Origin of the sequence: Campylobacter portucalensis (assembly GCF_009690845.1) — a bacterium.
Classification (GTDB): Bacteria; Campylobacterota; Campylobacteria; order Campylobacterales; family Campylobacteraceae; genus Campylobacter_B; species Campylobacter_B portucalensis.
This window is the reverse complement of the sequence record NZ_VWSJ01000001.1, coordinates 151,510-175,944: the sequence shown is the minus strand read 5'-3', so window position 1 is coordinate 175,944 and position 24,435 is coordinate 151,510. Positions and strand designations below refer to the sequence as shown.

28 protein-coding genes are annotated in these 24,435 nt (G+C 29.5%); 26 read left to right on the top strand and 2 right to left on the bottom strand.

Annotated features, from left to right (window positions below):
* Positions 1-9: 9 nt before the first annotated feature.
* The 8 genes from F1B92_RS00945 to F1B92_RS00910 all read left to right on the top strand — a co-directional run bounded on the left by F1B92_RS00945 (position 10) and on the right by F1B92_RS00910 (position 8,697).
* A complete protein-coding gene (locus tag F1B92_RS00945; RefSeq protein ID WP_154570041.1) occupies positions 10-957 on the top strand; it encodes an HTH domain-containing protein in 948 nt (315 codons plus the stop codon).
* Entirely contained in the window at positions 954-1,916 is a 963-nt protein-coding gene (locus F1B92_RS00940) for a KpsF/GutQ family sugar-phosphate isomerase (RefSeq protein WP_154570040.1), read from the top strand. Before F1B92_RS00945 ends, F1B92_RS00940 begins: the two co-directional genes overlap by 4 nt.
* 10 nt (positions 1,917-1,926) lie before the next feature.
* Positions 1,927-2,688 carry a pseudouridine synthase gene (locus F1B92_RS00935; protein ID WP_229770855.1) on the top strand — a complete coding sequence of 254 codons (762 nt, stop codon included), beginning with the start codon at positions 1,927-1,929 and terminating at the stop codon, positions 2,686-2,688.
* 409 nt (positions 2,689-3,097) lie between these two features.
* The gene (gene phsA, locus F1B92_RS00930; RefSeq protein ID WP_154570038.1) at positions 3,098-5,365 is read left to right on the top strand and encodes a thiosulfate reductase PhsA; all 2,268 of its coding nucleotides are present in this window, start codon (positions 3,098-3,100) and stop codon (positions 5,363-5,365) included.
* An 11-nt stretch (positions 5,366-5,376) separates the two neighbouring features.
* On the top strand, positions 5,377-5,943 hold the full coding sequence (locus F1B92_RS00925; RefSeq protein ID WP_154570037.1) for a 4Fe-4S dicluster domain-containing protein: 567 nt from the start codon (positions 5,377-5,379) through the stop codon (positions 5,941-5,943).
* Positions 5,936-6,907 carry an NrfD/PsrC family molybdoenzyme membrane anchor subunit gene (gene nrfD / locus F1B92_RS00920; RefSeq protein ID WP_154570036.1) on the top strand — a complete coding sequence of 324 codons (972 nt, stop codon included), beginning with the start codon at positions 5,936-5,938 and terminating at the stop codon, positions 6,905-6,907. The genes F1B92_RS00925 and nrfD overlap by 8 nt, the downstream gene beginning before the upstream one ends.
* A gap of 16 nt (positions 6,908-6,923) precedes the next feature.
* Positions 6,924-7,574: a response regulator transcription factor gene (locus F1B92_RS00915; RefSeq protein ID WP_326833052.1), complete on the top strand. Its 651-nt coding sequence runs from the start codon at positions 6,924-6,926 to the stop codon at positions 7,572-7,574.
* A complete protein-coding gene (locus F1B92_RS00910) occupies positions 7,567-8,697 on the top strand; it encodes a sensor histidine kinase (RefSeq protein WP_229770851.1) in 1,131 nt (376 codons plus the stop codon). The genes F1B92_RS00915 and F1B92_RS00910 overlap by 8 nt, the downstream gene beginning before the upstream one ends.
* Here F1B92_RS00910 and F1B92_RS00905 read toward each other — a convergent pair.
* Positions 8,692-9,540, bottom strand: a complete 849-nt coding sequence (locus F1B92_RS00905; RefSeq protein WP_154570035.1) for a cache domain-containing protein — start codon at positions 9,538-9,540, stop codon at positions 8,692-8,694. The genes F1B92_RS00910 and F1B92_RS00905 overlap by 6 nt on opposite strands.
* A gap of 8 nt (positions 9,541-9,548) precedes the next feature.
* Positions 9,549-10,832, bottom strand: a complete 1,284-nt coding sequence (locus tag F1B92_RS00900; RefSeq protein ID WP_154570034.1) for an MFS transporter — start codon at positions 10,830-10,832, stop codon at positions 9,549-9,551.
* Positions 10,833-11,016: 184 nt separating this feature from the next.
* Between F1B92_RS00900 and tig the strand changes: the two genes are divergently transcribed.
* The 18 genes from tig (at position 11,017) to F1B92_RS00815 (ending at position 24,396) form a co-directional block, all read left to right on the top strand.
* Entirely contained in the window at positions 11,017-12,327 is a 1,311-nt protein-coding gene (gene tig, locus F1B92_RS00895) for a trigger factor (protein ID WP_154570033.1), read from the top strand.
* Positions 12,327-12,917 (top strand): ATP-dependent Clp endopeptidase proteolytic subunit ClpP, encoded by a 591-nt coding sequence (clpP, locus tag F1B92_RS00890; RefSeq protein WP_154570032.1) that lies wholly within the window; start codon positions 12,327-12,329, stop codon positions 12,915-12,917. Before tig ends, clpP begins: the two co-directional genes overlap by 1 nt.
* A complete protein-coding gene (gene def, locus F1B92_RS00885; protein WP_154570031.1) occupies positions 12,918-13,430 on the top strand; it encodes a peptide deformylase in 513 nt (170 codons plus the stop codon).
* A complete protein-coding gene (locus F1B92_RS00880; RefSeq protein WP_154570030.1) occupies positions 13,427-14,941 on the top strand; it encodes a YifB family Mg chelatase-like AAA ATPase in 1,515 nt (504 codons plus the stop codon). Before def ends, F1B92_RS00880 begins: the two co-directional genes overlap by 4 nt.
* Positions 14,942-16,324: an NAD(P)H-hydrate dehydratase gene (locus tag F1B92_RS09445; protein WP_326833051.1), complete on the top strand. Its 1,383-nt coding sequence runs from the start codon at positions 14,942-14,944 to the stop codon at positions 16,322-16,324. It begins immediately after the preceding gene.
* Positions 16,315-16,920, top strand: a complete 606-nt coding sequence (gene purN / locus F1B92_RS00870; RefSeq protein ID WP_154570029.1) for a phosphoribosylglycinamide formyltransferase — start codon at positions 16,315-16,317, stop codon at positions 16,918-16,920. The genes F1B92_RS09445 and purN overlap by 10 nt, the downstream gene beginning before the upstream one ends.
* Complete coding sequence (locus tag F1B92_RS00865; protein ID WP_154570028.1) at positions 16,913-17,635, top strand: TerC family protein; 723 nt, start codon at positions 16,913-16,915, stop codon at positions 17,633-17,635. Before purN ends, F1B92_RS00865 begins: the two co-directional genes overlap by 8 nt.
* A complete protein-coding gene (locus F1B92_RS00860) occupies positions 17,632-18,828 on the top strand; it encodes a replication-associated recombination protein A (RefSeq protein ID WP_154570027.1) in 1,197 nt (398 codons plus the stop codon). The genes F1B92_RS00865 and F1B92_RS00860 overlap by 4 nt, the downstream gene beginning before the upstream one ends.
* A gap of 104 nt (positions 18,829-18,932) precedes the next feature.
* Positions 18,933-20,756: a threonine--tRNA ligase gene (gene thrS, locus F1B92_RS00855; protein ID WP_154570026.1), complete on the top strand. Its 1,824-nt coding sequence runs from the start codon at positions 18,933-18,935 to the stop codon at positions 20,754-20,756.
* A complete protein-coding gene (gene infC / locus F1B92_RS00850; protein WP_154570025.1) occupies positions 20,753-21,268 on the top strand; it encodes a translation initiation factor IF-3 in 516 nt (171 codons plus the stop codon). Before thrS ends, infC begins: the two co-directional genes overlap by 4 nt.
* Before the next feature lie 551 nt (positions 21,269-21,819).
* Positions 21,820-22,350 carry a molybdopterin-dependent oxidoreductase gene (locus F1B92_RS00845; RefSeq protein WP_154570024.1) on the top strand — a complete coding sequence of 177 codons (531 nt, stop codon included), beginning with the start codon at positions 21,820-21,822 and terminating at the stop codon, positions 22,348-22,350.
* 296 nt (positions 22,351-22,646) lie between these two features.
* A complete protein-coding gene (locus F1B92_RS09440) occupies positions 22,647-22,802 on the top strand; it encodes a hypothetical protein (protein WP_154570023.1) in 156 nt (51 codons plus the stop codon).
* An 18-nt stretch (positions 22,803-22,820) separates the two neighbouring features.
* Positions 22,821-23,048, top strand: a complete 228-nt coding sequence (locus F1B92_RS09435) for a molybdopterin-dependent oxidoreductase (protein ID WP_195836261.1) — start codon at positions 22,821-22,823, stop codon at positions 23,046-23,048.
* A gap of 53 nt (positions 23,049-23,101) precedes the next feature.
* Positions 23,102-23,293: a hypothetical protein gene (locus tag F1B92_RS09555; RefSeq protein WP_229770850.1), complete on the top strand. Its 192-nt coding sequence runs from the start codon at positions 23,102-23,104 to the stop codon at positions 23,291-23,293.
* Between the two features lie 24 nt (positions 23,294-23,317).
* A complete protein-coding gene (locus F1B92_RS09550) occupies positions 23,318-23,461 on the top strand; it encodes a 4Fe-4S dicluster domain-containing protein (protein ID WP_229770849.1) in 144 nt (47 codons plus the stop codon).
* A 28-nt stretch (positions 23,462-23,489) separates the two neighbouring features.
* Complete coding sequence (locus tag F1B92_RS09545; RefSeq protein WP_154570020.1) at positions 23,490-23,708, top strand: hypothetical protein; 219 nt, start codon at positions 23,490-23,492, stop codon at positions 23,706-23,708.
* 55 nt (positions 23,709-23,763) lie between these two features.
* The gene (locus F1B92_RS00820) at positions 23,764-24,021 is read left to right on the top strand and encodes a hypothetical protein (RefSeq protein WP_154570019.1); all 258 of its coding nucleotides are present in this window, start codon (positions 23,764-23,766) and stop codon (positions 24,019-24,021) included.
* 63 nt (positions 24,022-24,084) lie between these two features.
* Positions 24,085-24,396, top strand: a complete 312-nt coding sequence (locus F1B92_RS00815; protein WP_154570018.1) for a hypothetical protein — start codon at positions 24,085-24,087, stop codon at positions 24,394-24,396.
* The last annotated feature ends 39 nt before the right edge of the window (positions 24,397-24,435 follow it).

The following is a 24,435-nucleotide window of genomic DNA, read 5'->3' as shown; positions in this document are numbered from 1 at the left end:
GGAAATTTTATGAATAAAAATATAGAAGTAGCAAAAATAGTTTTAGAAAAAAGCTATAAGCCTTTAACGATTAACGAAATTTGGGATATTGCTAAAAATTTAGGACTCACAAAAAGCTTAAATTTAAATGGAAAAACACCTTATGCTAGTTTTGGAGCACGTATTTATACGGATATAAAACATAATTATCAAAATAGCATTTTTGAGATAGTTCAACACAAACCAAAAATATCAATAAAGCTAAAAAATCAAAATTTCAACAAAATATCTAAAGCTGTAAAATATGAAATTTTAGACGATAAGAAGTGTGAGGATAAATTTTGCGAGAGAGATTTGCATTTACTTCTTGCAAAATTTATATACAGCAATTCAAATTTTGATGCTTTTTCAAAGACAATTTTTCACGAAAATAGCACTAAAAATAAAAAAGGTTACGATAAATGGTTGTATCCTGATATGATTGGCGTAAAATTTGAAAAATTTGGAGATGAAATTTTAGAATTTATATCTAAATTTGATAAAAGACGAGTAAAAATTTACTCTTTTGAGATAAAAAAAGAGTTAAATATTTCAAATTTTAGAGAGTGTTATTTTCAGGCTGTTAGCAACTCAAGCTGGGCAAATGAAGGCTATTTAGTGGCCTTAAATATAAATGAAGAAAACGATGAGTTAAAAGACTTAATCAACAAAACATCGCTTAGTTTTGGCATAGGCGTTATAAGTTTAGATAGTGAAAATTTAGATCAAAGCAAAGTGTTGGCAGCGGCTAGATTTAAAGAGAGTTTAGATTTAAATTTAATGGATGAATTAGCTAGCAAAAACAAAAATTTTAAAGATTTTATGAAAACGATTTGTGATTTTGATATAAAAAATTCAAATAGATTTGAAAAAGAATTTGATAAAATTTTAGATGATATTGCTATGGAAAAATTTATAAACGATAAAGGCATAAAATGAGTGAGATTTTAGAGCTAGCAAGGGAGGTTTTAAAAATTGAAGGAGATGAGCTTTTAAGGCACTCAAAAATGTTAAATGAAAGCTTTGTTGATGTTTTAAATTTAATTAATTCTTGCAAAGGAAAGGTTATAATAACTGGCGTTGGCAAAAGCGGGCATATAGGAGCTAAAATTGCAGCCACTTTTGCAAGCACTGGCACTCCTAGCTTTTTTTTACATCCAACAGAAGCACTTCATGGTGATCTTGGTATGGTTGAAAAAAATGATTTAATTTTAGCCATAAGTTTTAGTGGTGAAAGTAAAGAAGTAACTGAAATTTTGCCACATTTAAAAAGATTTGGCGTAAAAATTATCGCAATGACTAAAAACAAAAACTCATCATTGGCTAATTTTAGTGATAAAATTATAAATTTAAATATCGTAAAAGAAGCATGTCTTTTAGGGGCGGCACCAACAACTTCTACGACTTTAACTTTAGCCTTAGGAGATGCTTTAGCGATTTGTTTGATGAAAATGAAAAATTTTAAAGAGAGCGATTTTGCAAATTTCCATCCTGGAGGAAGTTTAGGAAAAAAGCTATTTTTAAAAGTTGGCGATATTATGAGAACTAACAATTTACCAGTTATTGGTAATGATGTTAGCTTAAAAATTGCCATAGATGCTATGACTCACGGAAAAGTTGGGGCTGTTTTGATAGCCAACAAAAACAGCGAGTTAGTTGCTATTTTAAGCGATGGAGATTTAAGAAGAGCGTTACAAAGTAGCGATTTTGATATAAATCAAAAAGCCCTTAAGTATGCCACAAAAACACCAAAAACTATAGATGATAAAGATATGTTAGCTAGTAAAGCTTTAGAGATGATAGAAAAATATAAAATTCAATTACTAATTATCGTTAATGATGAAAAAATACCAGTTGGAATTTTACATATTCACGATTTAGCAAATTTAGGATTATGAAATGAACAAAATGAGATTAAATAAATTTATATCGCACAATACTGGATATTCAAGACGTGAAGCAGATAGGTTGATTAAAGATGGAAAAGTTAGTGTAAATGGTCGTGTTGTTAGTGATTTTATAGAAGTTAGTTACGAAGATAAAATCCGTATAAATGGGCGTTTGATTAAGAAAAAAACTGAATTTACTATGATAGTTTATAACAAACAAAAAGGCGAGTTGGTTACTAAAAAAGATGATCGTGGAAGAAAAATAATTTACGACTCTCTCCCTAGTGGATTTAAAAAATTTATACCTATTGGCAGGCTTGATTTTGCAAGTGAGGGGCTTTTGCTTTTAACCGATGCTCCAGCTATTGCTGATTCTTTAATGAAAAGTGATATTGAGAGAATGTATTATTTGAAAGTTAAGGGTGAAGTTGGAAATGATGTCATAAATGCTATGAAAGATGGATTTTTTGCTAAAGATGCAACAAAAGGTGCTCATAAAAAAAGTCAAATAAAATCTATGGAATTTAAGCCGTTTTTGGCGTATTCTATACTTGGTTCAAGTGGAGGTTATACAAAACTTAAAGTTATAATAAACGAGGGTCAAAATAGGGAACTTAGAAGATTTTTTGGATGTTTTGATTTAGAGGTTATGGACTTAAAGAGAGTTAGTTTTGGAAGAGTAAATTTAGGAATGCTTAAAGATGGTAAATGGAGATATTTAACTGCATCTGAATATGAAGATTTGAGAGATTTTTTAAAAATAAATAGTGTGAGATATTAAAAATAAGCATCAAAAAGAATAAAATTGATATTTGCAAGAATGCCTGTTTTGTTGTGTTTTAAATTTTGCAGGGATCTTATGTCTTTTAAGATTATTTAGCTAAAAAATATATGATTTATAAATTTAGATAATTAAACACTTCAAAGCACAACCATTAAATACAAAATTTAACGAAATACATCACTTAAAAATAAGCGAGCAAATAGATAATGCGGACAAAACAATAGTTAAAATCTAACCTATAAATAAAAATAGTAAATTTATAAGTCAAAAATATCCAAACTAATTTTAATATTTAGCTAATTTACAATATATAATTAATAGCGTCATTAAAATTGGAGACTAAATTTTTACATTAATTTTACACAAAATATATATAATTTTGATAATTTTATTTGAAAGGTTGATTATGAGTAAATCTATAAGTAGAAGGGATTTTTTAAAAGGTTCTGCTTGCACCTTGGGTGCTTTAAATTTAGATGCTAAATTTGTTGTAAATGATGGTGCTAGATATGTTAAGAGTTTTTGCGAAATGTGCTCTTCAAGATGTCAAATCGAAGCAAGAGTCGTAGATGGCAAGTGTGATTTTATTATGGGAAATCCTAAATTTTCATCAAATAAAACGTCAGTTTGTGCTAGAGGTGGGGCTGGAGTTAATCAACTTTATGATAAACAAAGATTGTTAAAACCACTTCTTAGAGTAGGACAAAGAGGAGAGGGAAAATGGAAAGAGATAAGCTGGGATGAGGCTTATGAATTTTGTGCTAAAAAGTTAGATGAGATTAAAGATAAATATGGTGCAAAATCTGTTGTATTTACTTCAAAAAGTGGCGAAAGTCATAATCAATTAACAAATTTTGCCTGTTCTTATGGTAGCCCAAATATTTTTTCACACTGGTCTTGTTGTCCAATTACCGAAAAAATAGCAGTTCCTCATACCTTTGGTGTAACTCCAAAAATAGATTATGAAAATGCAAAATATATAGTAAATTTTGGTCATAATTTATTTGAAGGAATTGATATTTCAAAGACAAAAAAACTAGCTAAAAGTGTTTATAAAAGCGATACTAAATTTTTAGTTTTAGAGCCAAGATTTAGTGTTGTGGCTGCAAAAGCTGATGAGTGGCTTGCTGTTAGACCTGGAACAGATCTTGCATTTGTAATGGCGTTGATTCATATTTGGCTACGAGATGGTAAGTACGATAAAGATTTTGTTAATAAATTTACAGTTGGTCTAGAAGAGCTAAAAGAAGCCGTTAAAGATAGTACGCCTAAATGGCAAGAAAATTTAACAGGTATAAAAGCTGAAGTCGTTGAAAGGATAGCTGATGAAATTTATAAAGCCGCACCAAGAGTTGTGATAGACTGGGGACATAAAACTACAACAACAAGAGCAGAATATCAAAGAACAAGGGCTATTTCAATCGCAAATGCCTTGATGGGAAATTTTGAGAAAGTTGGTGGAATTTTCTTTGGTAAAAAATCATCTGATTTTAATAAAATTTGTGATGAAGAGCTATTTTTAACATTAGCTAATCCAGATAAAAATTTTAAAATTCCAAAAATTAGTCGCATTGATGGATGTGGCGAAGATGGACATAAGCACTATTTTATACCTAGAAAGCATGGCGTTTTAATGGATATTGCTCCTGCAATTTTAGAAGAAAAACCATATCCTATTAAAGGTTGGGTTAGCACTAGATTTAATCACTTAATCAATGTAGCGGGCGAAGAAAAAAGCATAGAAGCCATTAAAAAACTTGATTTTGTTATGGCTGTTGATATTTATATGAGTGATTTTGCTTGGTTTGCTGATATTGTTTTGCCTGAAAGTACGTATTTAGAAAGAGATGAGGCTATTTTAGATAAAAGTAGTACTTCCCCTGCATTTTGTATGAGAAATAAAGTTATTGAGCCACTTGGGGATACAAAAAGTGGATATGAGATTTTTAGACAATTAGCAAGAAAAATGCAAATAGATAAAGACTACACTTGGAATAATATAAATGAGTATAGAATGCAACAAGCAAAAGGAAATCACGAATTAGTCGCTAGTTTGATTAAAGATGGTTATGTTTCTTGGAAAGTTCCAAAACTTTATTATATGGATAAAAAAAGTGTTTCTAAATTTGTCGAGAAATATCCAAAATCTGCTAAATTTGTAGATGAGAATGGGCTTATGTCTTCGTTGATGAAATTTAAAACTCCAAGTGGAAAAATAGAACTTTTTTTACAAAGCGTTGAAGATAAACTTCCTGGAGAAGGTTGTTTACACACAAGAGATATGGATGTTTATGATGGTTTTGAACTTTGTTTGATGAGTGGCAAAACACCGATCCATACAAATGGACATACGCAAAATATAAAAGTATTAAATGATATGATGGATCAAAGTCCAATGTGGATTAATACAAAAACAGCACAAAAATATAATCTAAAAACAGGAGATACCGTTTTAGTTAAAAGTAAATTTGCAAGCGGATATGCTAAAGTTTTGGTTACAGAAGGCATTAGAGAGGACTCTTTGTTTGTTTATCATGGTTTTGGTCATGTAAGTAAAGGTCTTAAAAGGACATTTGGTGATGGATTAAATCAAAGCAAACTTTTAAATCCTGCAGATGGTGCTGTGTCAGGAACGATGGTTACAAATGTTGGCGTTGAGATAAAGAAAGTATAAAAGGATAAATTATGAAAAAGTATGCAATGATTTATGATGAAAATTTATGTATAGGCTGTCAAGGTTGTTTGGTAGCTTGCAAGAATGAAAATAAGGTACCAGATGGAGTTAGTAGATTAGAAGTACATTCAAATATGAAAGGATCATTTCCAAATTTAAAAATCGATTTTCAAAGACATAGTTGCGTGATGTGTGATGAAAGCCCTTGCGTGGATGTTTGTCCAACTCATGCAAGTTTTAAATTAGATAATGGTATTACAATGATAGATGAGAGAACTTGCATTGGATGCAAATACTGCATTTTGGCCTGTCCATATGATGCAAGATATGTAGATCCTATAACGCATGCTGTAAGTAAATGTACGTTTTGTTTTGATACTCGTGTTGGAAGAGGGGATGAGCCTGCTTGTGTTAGTGTTTGTCCAACAGATGCACTTATTTTTGGAGATTTAAATGATGAAAATAGCTTCATTAGAAAAGTGGCATCTCAAAATTCTCTTAGTTTTCCAAAGCAAGAATTAGGCACAAAACCAAAATTAGCATTTATTAAAAACAAAAAAGGGGGATATTATGAATAATTTATGGATGGTTTCAAATGGAGCTAATGAAATTTATTGGGGTTGGCACATTGCTATTTATTTAGTTTTAGCTGGACTTAGTGCAGGTGCTATCATAATCTCTCTTTTAGTTAAATGGAATATGCATAGTGATAATACAAATTCAATTTGGGATTCTATGGTAAAAGCAGGAGCCATAACAGCACCGATAGCTATTAGTGCTGGACTTTTACTGCTTATAGCTGAGCTTAGTAAGCCACTTAGCTTTTATTGGATTTTGATTAAATATAATTTTACTTCTGTAATGAGCGTAGGGGTTATAACTTTGCTTATTTTTACGCCATTATCTTATCTTTTTGCACTTATTATTTTTGAAAGAGAGATAAAAAATTCTAAATATTTATCTTTTTTATCGCCTATTTTAAATATAATCAGATCTTTTGCAAGCTTAGCAAAAAGTGTTGAATATTTACTTTTTATATTGGCTCTTGGAGTAGGTCTTTATACTGGATTTTTACTTGGTGCGGCTTATAAAATTCCATTATGGAATACTCCCGTTTTACCGCTTTTATTTTTGCTTTCTGGATTTTCAAGCGGTATTGCTACAACTGTTTTGGTTGGAATGACTTTTTTTAAAGGGACATTAAACAAAAATAGTATAAAATATCTTTTAACTATGGATTTAAGGGCGGTTGTTTTTGAGATTCCGCTTTTAATGGTTTTATTTTTAGGTTTATATTTTGAGGGCGGATCTAGTTTGGTTGCGGTAAAACAGGCTTTAACGCATAATTCTTATGGAGTTTTATTTTGGATTGGTGCTTTTGGGGTTGGACTTTTTGCACCGATTTTAATAGCATTTACAGCACTAAAAAATCATGCCTATAAGCCAATTTTTATAGTGTTGGATTCTATTTGTATTGTGGCTGGCGTTGTTTGTCTTAGATTCTTTTTTGTTTATGCTGGTCAAGTTTGTTTGGGAGTTTAAATTTTAGGGAGTTTTTGTGAAAATTCTTTTATTAGAAGATGATTTTAGTTACAGAAAAAGTATAGCTGAGTATTTGCAAAGCTTAGGATATGAAGTCGATGAAGCTTGCGATGGTATAGAAGCTTGCGACAAGATACGAGATAACTTTTATCATCTTCTTATCCTTGATATCAATGTGCCTGAAATTTCAGGTCACGAGGTTATGAAATACGCTAAAAGTTTAAATTTAAAAACACCGATTATGATAATGACTTCTTTGATTGATATTGATAATATGGAAATTGGTTACTTGCTTGGTTGTAATGAATATTTAAAGAAGCCATTTAATATAGCTGAACTTAAATTTAGAGTAAATGAGCTTATGAGAAAATACTATTCAAAAGATGATAAAAATTTAATAAAAATAGATAATTTCTTTTATGATACGATAGCAAAACATATAAAATTTAATGATAAAATCATAAATTTAAGCCAAAAAGAGCTTGAACTTTTAGACTTTTTGCTTACTAAAAAAGGAACTTTTGTAGGCATTGATGAAATTTTAACTCAAATTTGGGCTGATGTTGAAAGTGCTGATGTAAGAATGCATATAATGAAAATCAGGCAAAAGACAAGCCCTAATTTTATTATTTCAAAAAGAGGTCTTGGATATAAAATAAATGTTTGAAAATATAAAAATTCCATTTTTCTCAAGTATGATAATAATTTTTTTATTTATATTTCAAGGTTTTCAAATTCTTGATTTAACTAAAAAATCAATAGAAAATCAAGAAATTTTTTCTCTTGTCAAAAAAAGTAATGATATAAAAAAAGATCCAAATTCTATAAATTTAAAACCAAATTTAATATATCAATATATGATTTTAAATCACAAAAATGAAATTTTATTTTCAAATTTAGCTATAGATTTACTAAATTTTGATTTTGAAATTTATAAATTTAAAAACTATATGTTTTATAAAGATTTTTTCTTTCAAGATGATAAGCTTTATTATTTAATAGTTGCTAAAAAATTGACAAACGAAAAGTTAAATTTAATCACTTGTTTTATGCTTTTTGCAACTATTTTGGTTGTGTTTTTAATAATGTATTTTACACACCAAAGCACTATAAAATCCCACTTAGAACAAAAAGATAAAATGACGACTTTTTTTAATGACGCAATGCATGAGCTTAAAACTCCATTAGGCGTTGCAATGCTAAATTTATCAATGATGGAATTTAAAAATAAAAACACACACCGAATAAAATCTGCATTAAAACAGATGATGATTACTTATGAAGATATTGAGTATTTTATTAAAAATTCTAAGATAAATTTTACCAAGAAAGTGATAAATTTATCTTCATTTCTGGCTTTAAGAATATCATTTATAAACGCCGTAGCAAAAAGTAAAAATATCAAAATAATAGCTCACATTAAGCCAAATTTATATATTTTTATGAGTGAAATAGAAGCAACAAGGCTTATAGATAATACCATCTCAAATGCAATTAAATACTCAAATGAAGGACAAAAAATTCTAATAAATTTGCATCTTGAAAATGGTATGATTGTATTTGTTGTTAAAGATTTTGGCATAGGTATAAAAGATACATCTAAAATTTGGCAACGATATGTTAGAGAAGATAGGATAAATGGAGGTTTTGGCTTAGGGCTTAATATTGTATTAAAAATTTGTCAAAAATATGCAATATCTAAAAATGTAAAATCTATCTATAAACAAGGTAGCACATTTACATACGCTATACCTGCCTATAAAGAGAAAATTTTAGACAACATCTCATAATACAAGTTTTAAATTTGAAATAAATTTATTTTTTTTATCATTATTGATGTGAATTATTATATAGCCTATGTAGTTATTGTATAAATCATATAATTTTTTAGAAAAGAAGTAATTATTTTTAAATTTAATAAAATTTTGATTTTTAAAATCTATTTTTTGAAGAATTGAAGCTAAATTTAAATTAGAATTTTCTTTATTTAAAATAATAAAATTTTTAAGAATTTGATCTTTTTCAAAAAAACAATCACTCTTAAATTTATCATCAATCAAAATAAAAATATCAAACCCCTCTCTTTTTGCAATCTCAAAAATGGGTTTAAAATCAAGCATAACTTCACTGCTTCCGCTAAATTTATTATCTATAAAAATCGGAGCAATCCCCCTTATAAAAACTCCACACCTTCCAGCTTCTATTCCAGATATTGGAGTAATTGTTTTTTTGACTTCTTTTAGAGTAAATCTAAAAGTGCTTAAATTATCACCATATTTATTATCTTCAAAACTTCTTGCAATGCTTATTAAATTTTTAGAATGCAAATGAAAAAGCACATTTTGATAAATAGGAATTTGTGTTAAAGTTGAGGTATAAGATTGTAAAATTTTTTGACATTTTTGAAAATCATTTTCTAAAATACACTCTTTTATCTCTTTATTTTGAGATACTATAATGGACATAGCAAGAGCATTTAATCTTATTTCTTCAATCTTTTTTAAAACTATTTCTGCATTAAATTCAAAGTATTTTTTTATATTTTGAATGTTTTGAGAACTTTTATACTCAATATAAAAATATCCAAGTATAAAAATCCCACAAACAATCAAATAAAGCTTTTTAAATTTCATAAAAACACTTAAAATTTCTTTACTTTTTTTGATTTAAACCAAAAAACACTACTTAAAAAAACTAATCCTAAAATCACCATATATACAATTAGTAATGATGGATATTTTTCATTTGCAAATGCAGCTAAAACAGGAGTTATACCGCCACTTATTGCATAAGCTATATTGTATGAAAAAGAAATTCCTGTATATTTTACGTTTGATGGATATAATTTTATCATATGAAAAGGTGCTCCAGTTGGTCCAATAGCTCCAAAAAATCCAGCTAAAAAATACCATATTCTAACACTTTCAAAACTTCCACCATTATAAACTAAGTAAAAATACCCACCCGCAAAAATGCAAAACAAAACACCAAAAACTACACTTATTTTTTCAAGTCCAAAAATATCGCTTAAATACCCATAAATCACGCATCCACTGCACATTAAAAATATGCAAATCATTTGTAGATATATAAAGTCTATTTTTACATATCCACTAGCTTCAAATTTCGTGGCCATAAAATTTGGCATAAGCAAAATCATCACAACAATGCAACCAGTTAAAACCCAAGTAAAAAGCATTGATATGAAAGAATTTATTTTATATTGATTAAAAAGTTTTTTAAGTGGCATTGTTTCAAGCTCATTTCTCTCTTTCATTGCTTTAAAAATAGGTGTTTCGTTTAGAAATTTTCTAAGATAAATAGAAATTATCCCAAATACTCCACCAATAATAAATGGTATTCTCCAAGCCCATTTTGCAATCGCTTCATCTTGATAAGTTAAATGTATAAAAAGTGAAACTATACTGCCAAGCAAAATTCCACCCACAACCGCGGCGGTTAAAAATCCAATGCTTACAAAAAGTTTATTTTTAGGAGCGTGTTCATTCATAAAAACCCAAGCACCAGGAAGTTCTCCGCCTATTGCAATGCCTTGCAAAATTCTAATTACGATTAATAAAAGTGGTGCTAAATATCCAATAGTTTCAAAAGTAGGCATAAAACCAAGACAAAATGTAGGTATAACCATTAATAAAATAGATAACATAAACATATTTTTTCTACCATATTTATCGCCAAAATGTGCCATAATTATTCCGCCCAAAGGTCTTGCTAGATACCCTGCCGCAAAAGCTCCGTATGTGTTTAGTATTTGCCAAAAAGAATCTAAATGCTCGGGAAAAAATAGTTTTGAAATATACTTTGCAAAAAATACAAAAATTATAAAATCATAAAATTCAAGCATTCCGCCTAAAGATGAGAGACCTAGTGTTTTAATTTCACTTGTTTTAAATCCTTTTTTCATTATAACCTCTTTTTGATTTTGTAAAATTTTGTAATTCTACAAGATAAAATTTAATATTTTTTAAGATATCTCACACAAAAATATATAACGCATAAAAATTTTAAAAAATTTTAAAATTTATACTTAAAATAAGGTAAAATTTGGTATATTAATAGACAAATTTTTAAAAACATAAAGGAATATGATGGAAATCACTTCGAAATTATTAAATTCAGCTAATGCAATTATAGAGGCAAAAATAGATGCCAAAAGCATAGAAAATAAGCTAAATGATATAGCTAAAATAACAGCCAAAAAAGTTAAGATAGATGGTTTTAGACCAGGAAACGTTCCTGTAAAAATAGTTTTAGATAGATATAAAGATGATCTCTTAAAAGATGCAAAACAAGAGCTTTTTAAAAAGGCTATAGATGATGGTTTAAAAGATATCGACAAAAAAACAGATGAAATTTTAGGTGAGCCTATTTTTTCTAAATTTGATGAAAAAGATGGAAATATAGACGCTCAAATTGAAATTTCTTTTAGACCAGCGGTTGATGTTAGTGGATATGAGGAAGTAATTCCTGAATACTCAACCCCAAGAGTTACAAAAAAAGAGATTGAAGAAAAAATCAACGAACTTTTAAAAATGATAGCACCTTTAGAAAAAATAGAAAAAGATGTTTTAGAAAGTGGAGATTTTGCTAAATTTGATTTTGAAGGTTTTGTTGATGGAGAGGCTTTTGAGGGCGGAAAGGCTGAAAATTATATTTTAGAAATAGGCTCAAAGCAGTTTATACCAGGTTTTGAAGATGGTATGATTGGTTTAAAAGTTGGCGAAGAAAAGGATATAAAAGTAAAATTCCCAGCCGACTATCAAGCTCCAAATTTAGCAGATAAAGACGCTGTTTTTAAGGTAAAATTGCATGAAATTCAAGCCAAAAATATAGCTGAAAAATTAGATGAAGAAACTTTAAAAAAATTGGTTCCAAATGAAGAAGATATAACAATTGAAAAATTTGAAGAAAGAATAAAAACTCAAATAAAAGAGGATAAATTTCAAAAACTTCTAAACGAGGATTTAAAACCAAAATTTGTTGATGCTATAGTTGAAAAGATAAATTTTGATTTACCAAATGTAATTGTTGAACAAGAAATTGATCTGCAATTTAGAAATGCTTGGGATAGCTTTTCAAAAGAAGATATGGAAAAATTTAGGGCTGATAAAGACGCTTTAACTAACAAAAGAGAAGAGTATAGAAGCGATGCTCAAAAAAGTGTAAAATTAACATTTATAATTGATGAATTAGCAAAAGTTAGAAAAATAGAAGTAAGTGATAATGAAATTTTACAAACTGTGTATTTTGAGGCTTATAGGTATGGTATAGATCCTAAAAAACATTTAGAAGATTATAAAAATCAAGGAATATTGCCGGCTGTAAAAATGGCGTTGATAGAAGAAAAATTATTTAATGATATTTTCAAAAAAGATAAAAAAGAAGAAAAAGGCGAATAATGGGATTTTATGTGCCTTATGTAATTGAAAAAACAAGCAGGGGCGAAAGAAGCTATGATATATACTCTAGGCTTTTAAAGGATAGAATTATTATGCTAAGTGGTGAAATAAATGATGATATTGCCGCATCCATTGTAGCGCAACTTCTGTTTTTAGAAGCCGAAGATCCAGAAAAAGATATATATCTTTATATAAATAGCCCAGGTGGTGTTGTAACAAGCGGGATGAGTATTTATGATACGATGAACTATATAAAAGCCGATGTTAGCACAATTTGTATAGGTCAAGCAGCCTCAATGGGGGCATTTTTATTGAGTTGCGGTCAAAAGGGTAAGAGATTTGCTCTTCCAAATGCTAGAGTGATGATTCATCAGCCTCTTGGCGGAGCTCAAGGTCAAGCTACAGATATAGAAATCACAGCAAAAGAAATTCTTCGTATCAAAAAGACTTTAAATGAAATTTTGGCCAAAAACTGTTCTCAAAGTATTGAAAAAATAGAAAAAGATACAGATAGAGATTTTTTTATGAGTGCTAGCGAAGCTAAAAGTTATGGACTTATTGATAAAGTTTTAGAAAAGAGCTTAAAATAGATGGTGCTAGATGTTTTAACATACCCTAATAAAAAACTTTATGAAAATTCTAAAATTGTTGAAAAATTTGACGATGATTTACATAAATTTTTAGATGATATGTACGACACAATGATAGCAAAAAAAGGCATTGGTCTTGCTGCTATTCAAGTTGGCAAAGCGATTCGTGTTTTGGTTATAAATTTAGCAAATAAAGATGGGGTGCAAGATAAAAGTGATTTGCTTGAAATTATTAATCCTGAAATTTTAGAAAAAGATGGAGAGATAATTTGGGAAGAGGGTTGCTTATCAGTGCCAAATTTTTATGATGAAGTTAAAAGATCAAAAAATATAAAGATAAGGTATCAAAATAGATTTGGTGAATTTATAGAATTAGAAGCAAGCGATCTTTTATCTGTTTGCATTCAACACGAAATGGATCATTTAAATGGTCATTTATTTATAGAAAGATTAGGGTATAAACAGAGAAAAAATTTTACCAAAGAGTATCAAAAGAAACAAAAACTAAAATGAAATCTTTAAAATGTGCTACTTTTGCCGACGAAGTTCAGATTGTAAATGTTGAGTCCTCTTTTTTAAGGGGATTGCCTGGATTTAGTGTGGTTGGACTTGCAAATACAACTATTAAAGAGAGTGAAAATCGCATAAAAGCAGCACTTTTAAATCAAAATTTTAACTTTCCCCCACAAAAAATTGTCATAAATTTATCCCCTTCTGACATACCAAAAAGAGGAAGTCATTTTGATCTTGCTATTGCACTTTTAATTGCTTTGCAAAAAGAGAACTTTGATGAAGATTTTTTTGTTTTTGGAGAGCTTGGATTAAGTGGAGAGTTAAAAAGTACAAATTCTCTTTTTTCTACACTTTTATTTTTAAGTCAAAAAGTAAAATATGCTAGAATTTTAGTTCCTAAAAACATTGCTTTAAAAGCGTCAAGCATTCCAAATTTTGAAGTTTATGCTGTTGAGAATTTAGATGAGGCCTTGAAATTTTTTAGCGATGATGAATTTAAAAACAACTCTTTGGTAAGTTCGATGCATCCGCTTTTTAAGAATTGTATAGAGATTAATAATCAAAAATTCGTTCCAAATTTTAATTTTAATTTTGATTTTTTAGATATAAAGGGGCAAGATCGTGCAAAAAGAGCGTGTTTGATAGCAACTTGCGGTATGCATAATATTTTATTTGAAGGAAGTCCTGGAAGCGGTAAAAGTATGTGTGCAAAAAGACTTGTTTATATTATGCCCCCACAAAGCATTAATGAAGTTTTGCTTACTACTGCATATGAGTCTTTAAATAATAAAGAGATTGAATTTAGTGCTATACGCCCATTTAGAAATCCTCACCACACTTCAACGAGAAGTTCGATTTTTGGCGGTGGTTCACATTCTGCTAAGATTGGTGAAGTTGCATTAGCAAATGGTGGAGTGCTTTTTTTTGATGAATTTCCACATTTTGGTAAGAAAATTTTAGAGAGCCTAAGAGAGCCTTTAGAAGATAATAAAATTCTAATATCAAGAGTAAATTCAAAAGTTTGCTACGAAACTAAATTTTTATTTGTAGCAGCACAAAATCCTTGCCCTTGCGGGAATTTATTTAGTAAAAAAAGTAGTTGTGTCTGCTCTGAGATGGAAATTAAACGCTATAAAAGCACGATTTCATCGCCTATTTTAGATAGAATTGATATATATGTTGCTATGGATGAAATAGATAAAAATGATAAATCTACAATTAGTAGCAAAGAGATGTATGAGCAAGTTTTAGATGTTTTTAAAATTCAAAAATCAAGAGGACAAAAAGAGCTAAATGGCAAGATGAGTGATACTGAAATTAATAGATTTTGTATCTTAGAAAATAGTGCAAAAGAGGCGTTGGAACAAGCTATTAGTAAATTTAATCTCTCTCAAAGAGGCATTAATAAAGCTCTAAAAGTAGCAAGAAGCATTGCCGATTTATCTAAAAGCGAAATCATTATGAAAAATCATATTTTGGAGAGTTTAAGTTTTAGGCAAAGAGGTGCTTAGGTGCAAAAATTATTTTTAGATACTGCAAATTTAGATTTAGAGTGCGTAAATTTAGGCATTAATCAAGAAATTTTAATGGAAAATGCAGCTAGCGGTGTTGAAAATATTATTAGAGAAAAATTAGAAAAAAACAGCAAAATTTTAGTTGTTTGTGGCACTGGAAATAACGCAGCTGACGGGCTTTGTTTGGCTAGAAGAATATCTGGTGATTATGATGTTAGTATTTTGTTAGTTAGTGAAAATTTAAATAAAATGGCAAAATTTCAACTAGAAATTTTAGAAAAGGTTGGAGTTAAAAAAACTACCGAAATTTATGGTTTTGATTGCTATGTAGATGCTATTTTTGGTAGTGGATTAAATAGAGATTTGGATGATAAAGTAAAAGATATAATTTTTAAAATCAATTCAATACCTGCATTTAAGATTGCTATTGACATACCAACTGGGATTAATAAATTTGGTCAAGTCATAGATAAACAAACCGTATTTAAAAGTGATATAACTGTTGCAATGGGCACTTTAAAGCTTGGGTTTTATTTGGATGTTGCAAAGGATTTTGTCGGCGAAGTAAGAGTTGCAAATTTGGGTGTTAGTAGAATTAAATTTGAAAAAACAACTAACTATTTTTTGCTTGAAAATAATGATATAAAGCTTCCTTTAAGAGATAAATTTAATGTAAATAAGGGTGATTTTGGGCATTTATATGTAATAAGTGGCGATATGGAAGGTGCTGGTATTTTGGCTGCTCTTGCGGCAAATGCTTTAGGAGCTGGGCTTGTTAGTTTAGTTAGCGATAAAAGACTATTTAATTTGCCATATCAATTGATGCAGAAATCTTCACTAAAAAATGCTAAATTTGTAGTTGCTGGTCCTGGATTGGGAGAAAAAAACATAAATTTAGACGAATTAACTAACAAAATTTGTGTTATAGATGCTGATTTGTGTTATAAAAAAAATATTATCAATTTACTTAAAAACAATCCAAATTTAGTAATCACCCCTCATCCAAAAGAATTTTCAAGTTTGTTAAGGCTAGCTAATATTGCTGATGTTAGTGTTAGTGAAATTCAAGATAATCGTTTTAAGTTTGCTAAAATTTGGAGTGAAAAATTTGACTCCGTTTTAGTGCTAAAAGGTGCAAATACGATTATAGCTAAAAATGGCTATTTATATATTTGCGATTTAGGCAATCAAGCTCTAGCAAAAGGTGGGAGTGGTGATGTTTTAGCTGGATTTATAGGTGCTTTTTTGACTCAAAATTATTCGATTTTAGACGCTAGTATAAATGGAGTTTTGGCTCACGCTTTGAGTCTTAATAATTTTAGTAAAAATTCGTACTCATTAACACCGCTTGATATTATCGAAGGAGTAAAATGTTTGTAAAAAAAATAGCTATTTTATTTAGCTCAAATGGGTCAAATTTAGAGGCTCTACTTAAAAAGGTTCATAATAAAATTTTTAATGGAGTAAAAATAGAGTGTGTTTTGCTAATTTGTAACAAAAAAGATGCTTTTGGTATTCAAAGAGCTAAGAAATTTGGGCTAGAAACTAAAATCATAGAGCATACAAAATTTAATTCAAGAGAGGAATTTGATGCTCAACTTGTTAAGGAAATTAAAGCAAAAGATGTTGATTTGGTTGTTTTGGCTGGATTTATGAGAATTTTAACTAACACTTTTACAAGTCAAATAAAAGCCATCAATCTTCATCCTAGCATTTTGCCTCTTTTTAAAGGTTCAAACGCTATAAAAGATAGTTTTTTTAGCGATATGCAAGTAGGCGGTGTTAGTGTTCATTATGTTAGCGATGAGTTAGATGGTGGAAAAATCATAAAACAACGCACATTTGAAAGAAATAAAAATATGACTCTACAGGATTGGGAGGATGAAATTCATAAAATAGAGCATGAAATTTTACCTCTTTGTGTGATTGAAATTTTAACTATTGATAAAATTTATATAAAGGATGAAAATGTTTGAGTGGATATATTCTCCAGAAGCTTGGATAAGTCTATTTACGCTGATTGGTTTAGAAATCGTACTTGGTATTGATAATATAATTTTTATCGCCATTTTATGTGCAAAACTTCCTCAAAATCAAAGAAACAAAGCAAGAATTGTAGGGCTTGGTTTTGCGATGATTAGCAGAATCGCGCTTCTTTTTAGCTTGTTTTTGATTATGAAATTAACTACTCCGATCTTTAGTGTATTTGGAAATGAAATTTCAGGCAGAGATTTGATTTTGATAATTGGTGGGCTTTTTTTGATATTAAAATCAACTACAGAAATTCACCATAGTGTAACAGGCGAAGAAGAAAACAGACAAACCAACACAAAATCTGTTAGTTTTGCAAGTATTATAGTTCAAATTTCTATACTTGATATTGTTTTTTCATTAGATAGTGTAATTACAGCTGTAGGAATGGCTGATCATATAGATATAATGATAATTGCTGTTGTAGTAGCAGTTGGAGTTATGATGCTTGCAAGCGGAGCAATTAGTAGATTTGTTGATAGCAATCCAACTATTAAAATTTTAGCACTATCGTTTTTGATTTTAGTTGGTGTTGCTTTGATAGCTGATGGATTTGATTTTCATATTCCTAAGGGTTATATTTATTTTTCGATGGCTTTTTCATTGGTTGTTGAAAGTATAAATATTATTATTAGAAACAAAAAAAATAAGATATTATGAGTTTAGCACTTGATTTTAGACCAAAAATTTTAGAAGAGATTTGCGGACAAAAACACATAATATCTCCAAATAGTGCTTTGTTTAAGTTGATTAAAAAAGGCACTATTGCGCATATGATATTTTTTGGACCAGCTGGATGTGGTAAAACCACGATAGCTAGAGTTATAGCAAATGAATTAAATATGAATTTTTACGAATTTGATGGCGGAAATTTAAAATTAGACGATATTAGAAAAGTGATAGATAAAGATAGAAATTCTCTCTTTAAGCCCTTAATTTTTATAGATGAAATTCATAGATTATCCAAAACACAACAAGAATCTCTTCTAATCCCTATGGAAAATGATTTTGTTAAAATCATTGGTGCTAGTACTGAAAATCCATATTTTTCTTTAACCAGTGCAATTAGATCTCGCTCAATGCTTTTTGAGTTAAAATCACTAACTAACGAAGATTTAAAATCTCTTTTTGTTAGGATACAAAATGTATTAAAATTTAATATAGATATCGATGCTTTAGATTATCTTATATCTTCTAGTTGTGGAGATGCACGAGCTATGTTAAATTTACTTGATTTTGCTTTAAAAATTGGTACTAATATAACACTAAAAACATTAAGAGAGTTAAGAAATTTGCCACTTAAAGATGGAGTTAGTAGTGGCGATACTCACTATAATTTGGCAAGTGCATTGATTAAAAGCTTAAGGGGAAGTGATATTGATGCTAGTATTTATTATCTTGCAAGGTTAATCAATGAAGGTGAAAGTGCTGAATTTATAGCTAGAAGACTTTCTATTTTTGCAAGCGAAGATATTGGAAATGCAAATCCAAATGCATTAAATTTGGCTACTAACACAATGATTTGCGTTAGTAAGATTGGTTATCCAGAAGCTAGAATTTTACTTTCACAATGTGTTGTATATTTGGCTAGTTCTCCTAAATCAAACTCAAGTTATAAAGCCATAAATAAAGCTTTAAAATATGTAGAACAAAACCCGCCTTTAGAAATTCCAACATACCTTATCAATACAAATTTAGATAAAAAAAACTATCTATATCCTCATGATTTTGGCGGTTGGGTTGAGCAAAAATATTTAGAAAAAGATATTAAATTTTATCAAAGCTTTGATATTGGATTTGAAAAAACATTAAATTTATGGCATCAAAAAGTCGTAAAAAAACTCAATGATTAACAAAAAGTAAAAATTTAAGTTTAATTTAAAATATAACAAGATAAAATATAAATCGTTCTTTTATATGTAAAAAAGACAGATTGGTAAAGCATAAAGGAAGATAAATGAGCGATATAATCGCATATAAATTAAATGAAAATATAATTGATACATTTAGCATTGGCGAAAATGAAAATTTAGCTCAACCTATATATTTTGATAACTCAAAAGAAGCACTAGAAGTCATTAGGCACTCCTGTGCTCATTTAATGGCTGAAGCTATTTTGGAACTATATCCAGAAGCAAAATTTTTTGTTGGACCAGCAATTGAAGATGGTTTTTATTATGATTTTAGAGCTTTTAAAGAAGATGGCAGCAAGATTGGCGAGAATGATTTAAAAGATATAGAAAAAAAGATGAAAAATTTGGTTGAAGATAGACTAAATTTCTCCAAGATAAACTCAACAAAATCCGAAGTTAGTATAAAATTTAAAGATGATGACTTAAAACAAGAAGTTTTAAAAAAAATTCCAGATGGTATAGTTAGTATCTATTCTCAAGGTAAATTTGAAGATATTTGCCGCGGTCCTCATGTGCCAAATACAAAATATTTAAGATTTTTTAAACTCACAAGAGTTGCAGGTGCTTATTTGGGCGGCGATGAAGATAAAGAGATGCTCACGAGAATTTATGGTGTAGCTTTTGCTGATAAAGATAGTTTAAATGAACATTTAAAAATGCTTGAAGAGGCTAAAAAAAGAGATCATAGAAAGCTTGGAAATGAGATGAAGCTTTTTACTTTTGATGAAGAAGTTGGTGCAGGGCTTCCTATTTGGCTTCCAAATGGTTCAAGAATGCGTTCAAAATTAGAAAAAATTCTATTCAAAGTGCATAGAAAAAGAGGATATGAGCCAGTTCGTGGACCTGAAATTTTAAAATCAGATGCATGGAAAATTTCAGGACATTATGATAATTATAAAGAAAATATGTACTTTACAAAAATCGATGAGCAAGAATATGGTATCAAGCCTATGAATTGTGTTGGACATGTTAAAGTTTATCAAAGCGATATTAGAAGCTATAGAGATTTACCACTTAAATTTTTTGAATACGGAGTAGTTCATAGACACGAAAAAAGCGGCGTTATGCACGGACTTTTTAGGGTTAGAGAATTTACTCAAGATGATGCACATATATTTTGTATGCCATCCCAAATAAAAGAAAATGTTTTAGAAATTTTAGATTTTGTGCAAAATATTATGAAAGCCTTTAATTTTAGTTATGAGATGGAAATTTCAACCAAACCAAATAAAGCTATTGGCGATGATGAAGTTTGGGAGATTGCAACAAATGCCTTAAAACAAGCACTTGATGAAAATGGTTATAGATATGGAATAGATGAGGGTGGTGGTGCATTTTATGGACCAAAAATAGATATAAAAATAACTGATGCTTTAAAAAGAAAATGGCAGTGTGGAACTATTCAAGTTGATTTTAATCTGCCTGAGAGATTTGATTTAAATTATATAGATGAAAATAATGAAAAAAAGCGTCCTGTTATGATACATAGAGCTATTTTAGGAAGTTTTGAGAGATTTATTGGAATTTTGATAGAACATACTGCAGGCGAACTTCCATTTTTTATAGCACCAACTGGTGTAAGTATAGTGCCTATTAGTCAAAAACATGAAAATTATGCAAAAGAGATTAAAAATTTACTTCAAAATTTAGATATAGATGTAGAAATTTTAAATAAAAATGAAACTTTAAATAAAAGAATTAGAACAGCTGAAAAGGCTCACGTGCCTTATATTGTGGTAATTGGAGATGAAGAGGTTGATAAAAAAAGTGTTGCTCTTAGAGATAGAAGAGCTAGAATCCAGCAAAATTTAAGTCTGGATGAGTTTATTAAATTTATAGAGGAAAAATTAAACGAGGTGCATTTTTGAGTAAAGAAAAAATTATATATCTAAACGAAGATATTCGTGAAAAAGAGGTAAGATGTGTTGGCGATGATGGTGAAGTTTATGGTGTTATATCAAGTGAAGAAGCTTTAGATATAGCAAATAAAATGGGGCTTGATTTGGTTTTGATAGCTCCTGATGCAAAACCGCCAGTTTGCAAGATTATGGACTATGGAAAATTTCGCTATCAACAAGAAAAAAAACAAAAAGAAGCCAAGAAAAAACAAAAAACTATCGACATTAAAGAGATAAAACTTTCAGCTAAAATAGCACAAAATGACATAAATTACAAGGTAAAACACGCGGTTGAGTTTTTAAGAGATGGCAAGCACGTTAAATTTAGAGTATTTTTAAAAGGTCGTGAAATGTCTAATCCTAGCGTTGGTGTTGAGCTTTTAAATAAAATTTATGAAAGCATAAAAGAGTTTTGCGATAAAGATAAAGAGCCGATGTTTGAGGGTAGATATGTAAATTTACTTGTAACTCCAAAAAAGTAATTGCTACTTTATATTAATACCAAAAAGGATAAATTTGCTATAAATTTAGTAAATTTATCTTATTTATTACTATTAATTTAAAGTATTAAGCTATCAATTTTTATATTTTTTTCATCCTTTTAAATTTACACTCTTTAAATGCAATTTAAAATTTAATCTAATGCTATAAATTTTAGTTTATTGAAGCCTTTTTGCTTGCAGTTACGAGTAAGGCAAAGTTTTTGTTTTAGTGACCCTAAAATAGCTTTAATCTAGCTCTATATAATTATCTCTCTAAAAACAGAAAAATACTCGTTTATAGTGTTACAGTTTTCTATAAGCACTTAAAGCACGATTTTCTTTCATAGATATTATTTATTATAATGTTAGTTTAGGCATTTTGAAGATATTGAAATTTTCGCATTAATTACTAACAAAAAGTATATTAATTTATTAATATTAAGTTTATATAAACTAATAGTTGTAAAATTCAAAATGTTATGTTGTTATAGTTTATTAATTATTAAGAGTAATGCTAAGACAATTGATAATAAATTTTTAAGGAGGTTGATTTGCAACTAAATAGAAGAAAATTTTTAAAGCTTAGCGGACTAACTAGTGCTTATATGGAAACAGCTTCAGCTGATACAGTTAGTGAGTTAAACCCATTAAAAAGCAATGACGAAAAGGTGTTTATTGGTTCTTGTCCTGTAAATTGTGGTAGTAAATGTATGCTAAAAGCTCATATAAAAGATGGCGTTATTACTTATATGACTAGCGATGATAAAGGAAATGATAGCTACGAAAAACGCCAGATAAGAGCTTGCGTTAGAGGGCGTTCTGCAAGATATAGACACTATAATCCAGATAGGCTTCTTTATCCACTAAAAAGAGTTGGAAAAAGAGGCGAAGGTAAATTTAAAAGAATTAGTTGGGATGAAGCTATCAATACAATAGCTACCAAAATGAAAGAGGTAAAAGAAAAGTATAAAAATGAAGCATTTTATATACTTTATCATACAGGCACTATTGGCTCAATTATGGCAGGTTGGCTAGATGGCAGTTATCATAGATTGCTTAGTCTTTTTTTGGCGGTTATCTAAATTATCACAATAGCTACTCGAGCACTTAAATAGCCAATGGTTTAGCCTGTTTTTATGGCACAAGTGCAGGATCTGATATTGAGAATTAGCTCATGCAAAACTTGCTGTTTTATTTAGCTCAAATCACGCAGGATCTAGAATGAGTGGCTAATCAATTGGATACTCTTTGCAACATATGAGAGAAAAATAGCACAAAAATTATTTGCATAGATCCGCAGTATAGCGATACTATGATATGAAATAGTGATGAGTGGATCTCAATAGCTCCAGCAACGGACGTTGCTTTAGCTTATGTAATGATAGAAGAAAATTTATACGATAAAGAATTGTTGGATAGATATTTTATAGGTTTTAGCAGAGAAGCTTTGCCTTTAGACGCTCCAAAAAATGCTTCATATATGGATTATGTTTTAGGAACCAGATACGATAACACGCCAAAAACTCCAAAATGAGCTGAAGTTATCACAAGAATGCCAACTTCAAGGATAATTAAACTTGCAAGAGAGATTGCAAATGTAAAACCCTGTTTTATAGAGCAAGGTTGGGGACCTCAACGCCATCAAAATGGAGAGCAATCAAGCAGAGCTATAGCAACACTAGCCTGTATGACTGGAAATGTTGGTATTTTGGGTGGAAATACAGGATTAGTAAATTTGATGCTAAAAGTAGAGATATCAAGACAGATGTTAAGGTTATAGTTAAAAATCATATAGGAAAAATAAGCGGAATTGCAAAGGTAACTTCAAGAGCAATGCCAGGAGTTACTTTAACATATCAAATAGCCTGTAAAGATTATCAAGATAGTCCAATAGGAGTAAATTTTAGAAGAGTGTATGAGTATGAAGGTATAGTATGGATGAGAAAGGAACTATCATCTCAAATGATGTTTTTGCTTACTATACATCAATTAGCTGTAATCACTGCATCGATCCAGCCTGTTTAAAGGCTTGTCTAACTTTGTGCTATGATGAAGACAAGATATGGCATTGTTATGGTAAATGATAAAAGATGTGTAGGCTGTAAGGCGTGTGCTATGGCGTGTTCATATGAAGCACCACAGTTTAATAAGATAAAAAAACATATGAATAAATGTGATGGCTGTTTAGGATAGACTAGACGCTGGATTTGAACCAATTTGTGTGAGCTCATGTCCATTTAGAGCCTTAGAATATGGCGATATTGGGGAATTAAGAGCAGAATATGGAACTTTGGCAAGTGTGGCACCATTGATAGAAGAGAGTGTAACTCTGCCAAATTTAGTTATAAAACCTGAAAAAAATACCAGAAAAAGTGGTGATAGAGGTGGAAAAATGCATTTACCTCACGCTTATCAAGGAGTTGAAGATGAAATTGTTTGAAATTATAGCCGCTGAAATTCCGCTTTTGTTTTTTACTGTATTTGTTTAAGCTGTAGTGGGGCTTATTTTTGTTTATGCTCCAGCTCATTACAAAGGTTATAGGCTAAATTTAAAGAAATTTGGACTTTTTACGGTTGTGGCTATGGGTCTTGCTATGCTTCCATCTGTTTTTCACTTAGGAGATATTACTCACTCGTTAAATTTCTTAAGAAGAATGGGTGTATTTTATGCAAATAATGAGTGGCATATAGGTTGGATGAATAACGAGGTTGCATTTGCTGGGTTTGTTTTACTTTTTGGTGGGCTTCTTTGATTTAAAGAAAAAAGAGTATTTCTATATCTAGCTTTAGCTTGTGGGATTTTATGTATATTTTTTATGGCTGGCATTATAAATCAGTTTGAATTACTTAATGGAAATTACTCTAAATTTATATTTATTGGGGAATTTATAAGACCACTTGACCATAAAATAAATAGCAGGCTAGATTACTATCTAAATAATACAGATGACGCAGATATGGGCATCTATGAGCATTTAAAAAATAGACGCTTTTATAGAGAGCACGAGCATATCAATATGATTGAAAGTAGTTATGTTAGGTTTTTTAGAGGAGGAGATAGAAAAATAATCTTTTATTCTACTGATTTTGATAATAACTTTGGAGAGTTATACGTATTTAGCTATTAGAAATAATACTATAAAACAGATATTTTTGATTGTATAATT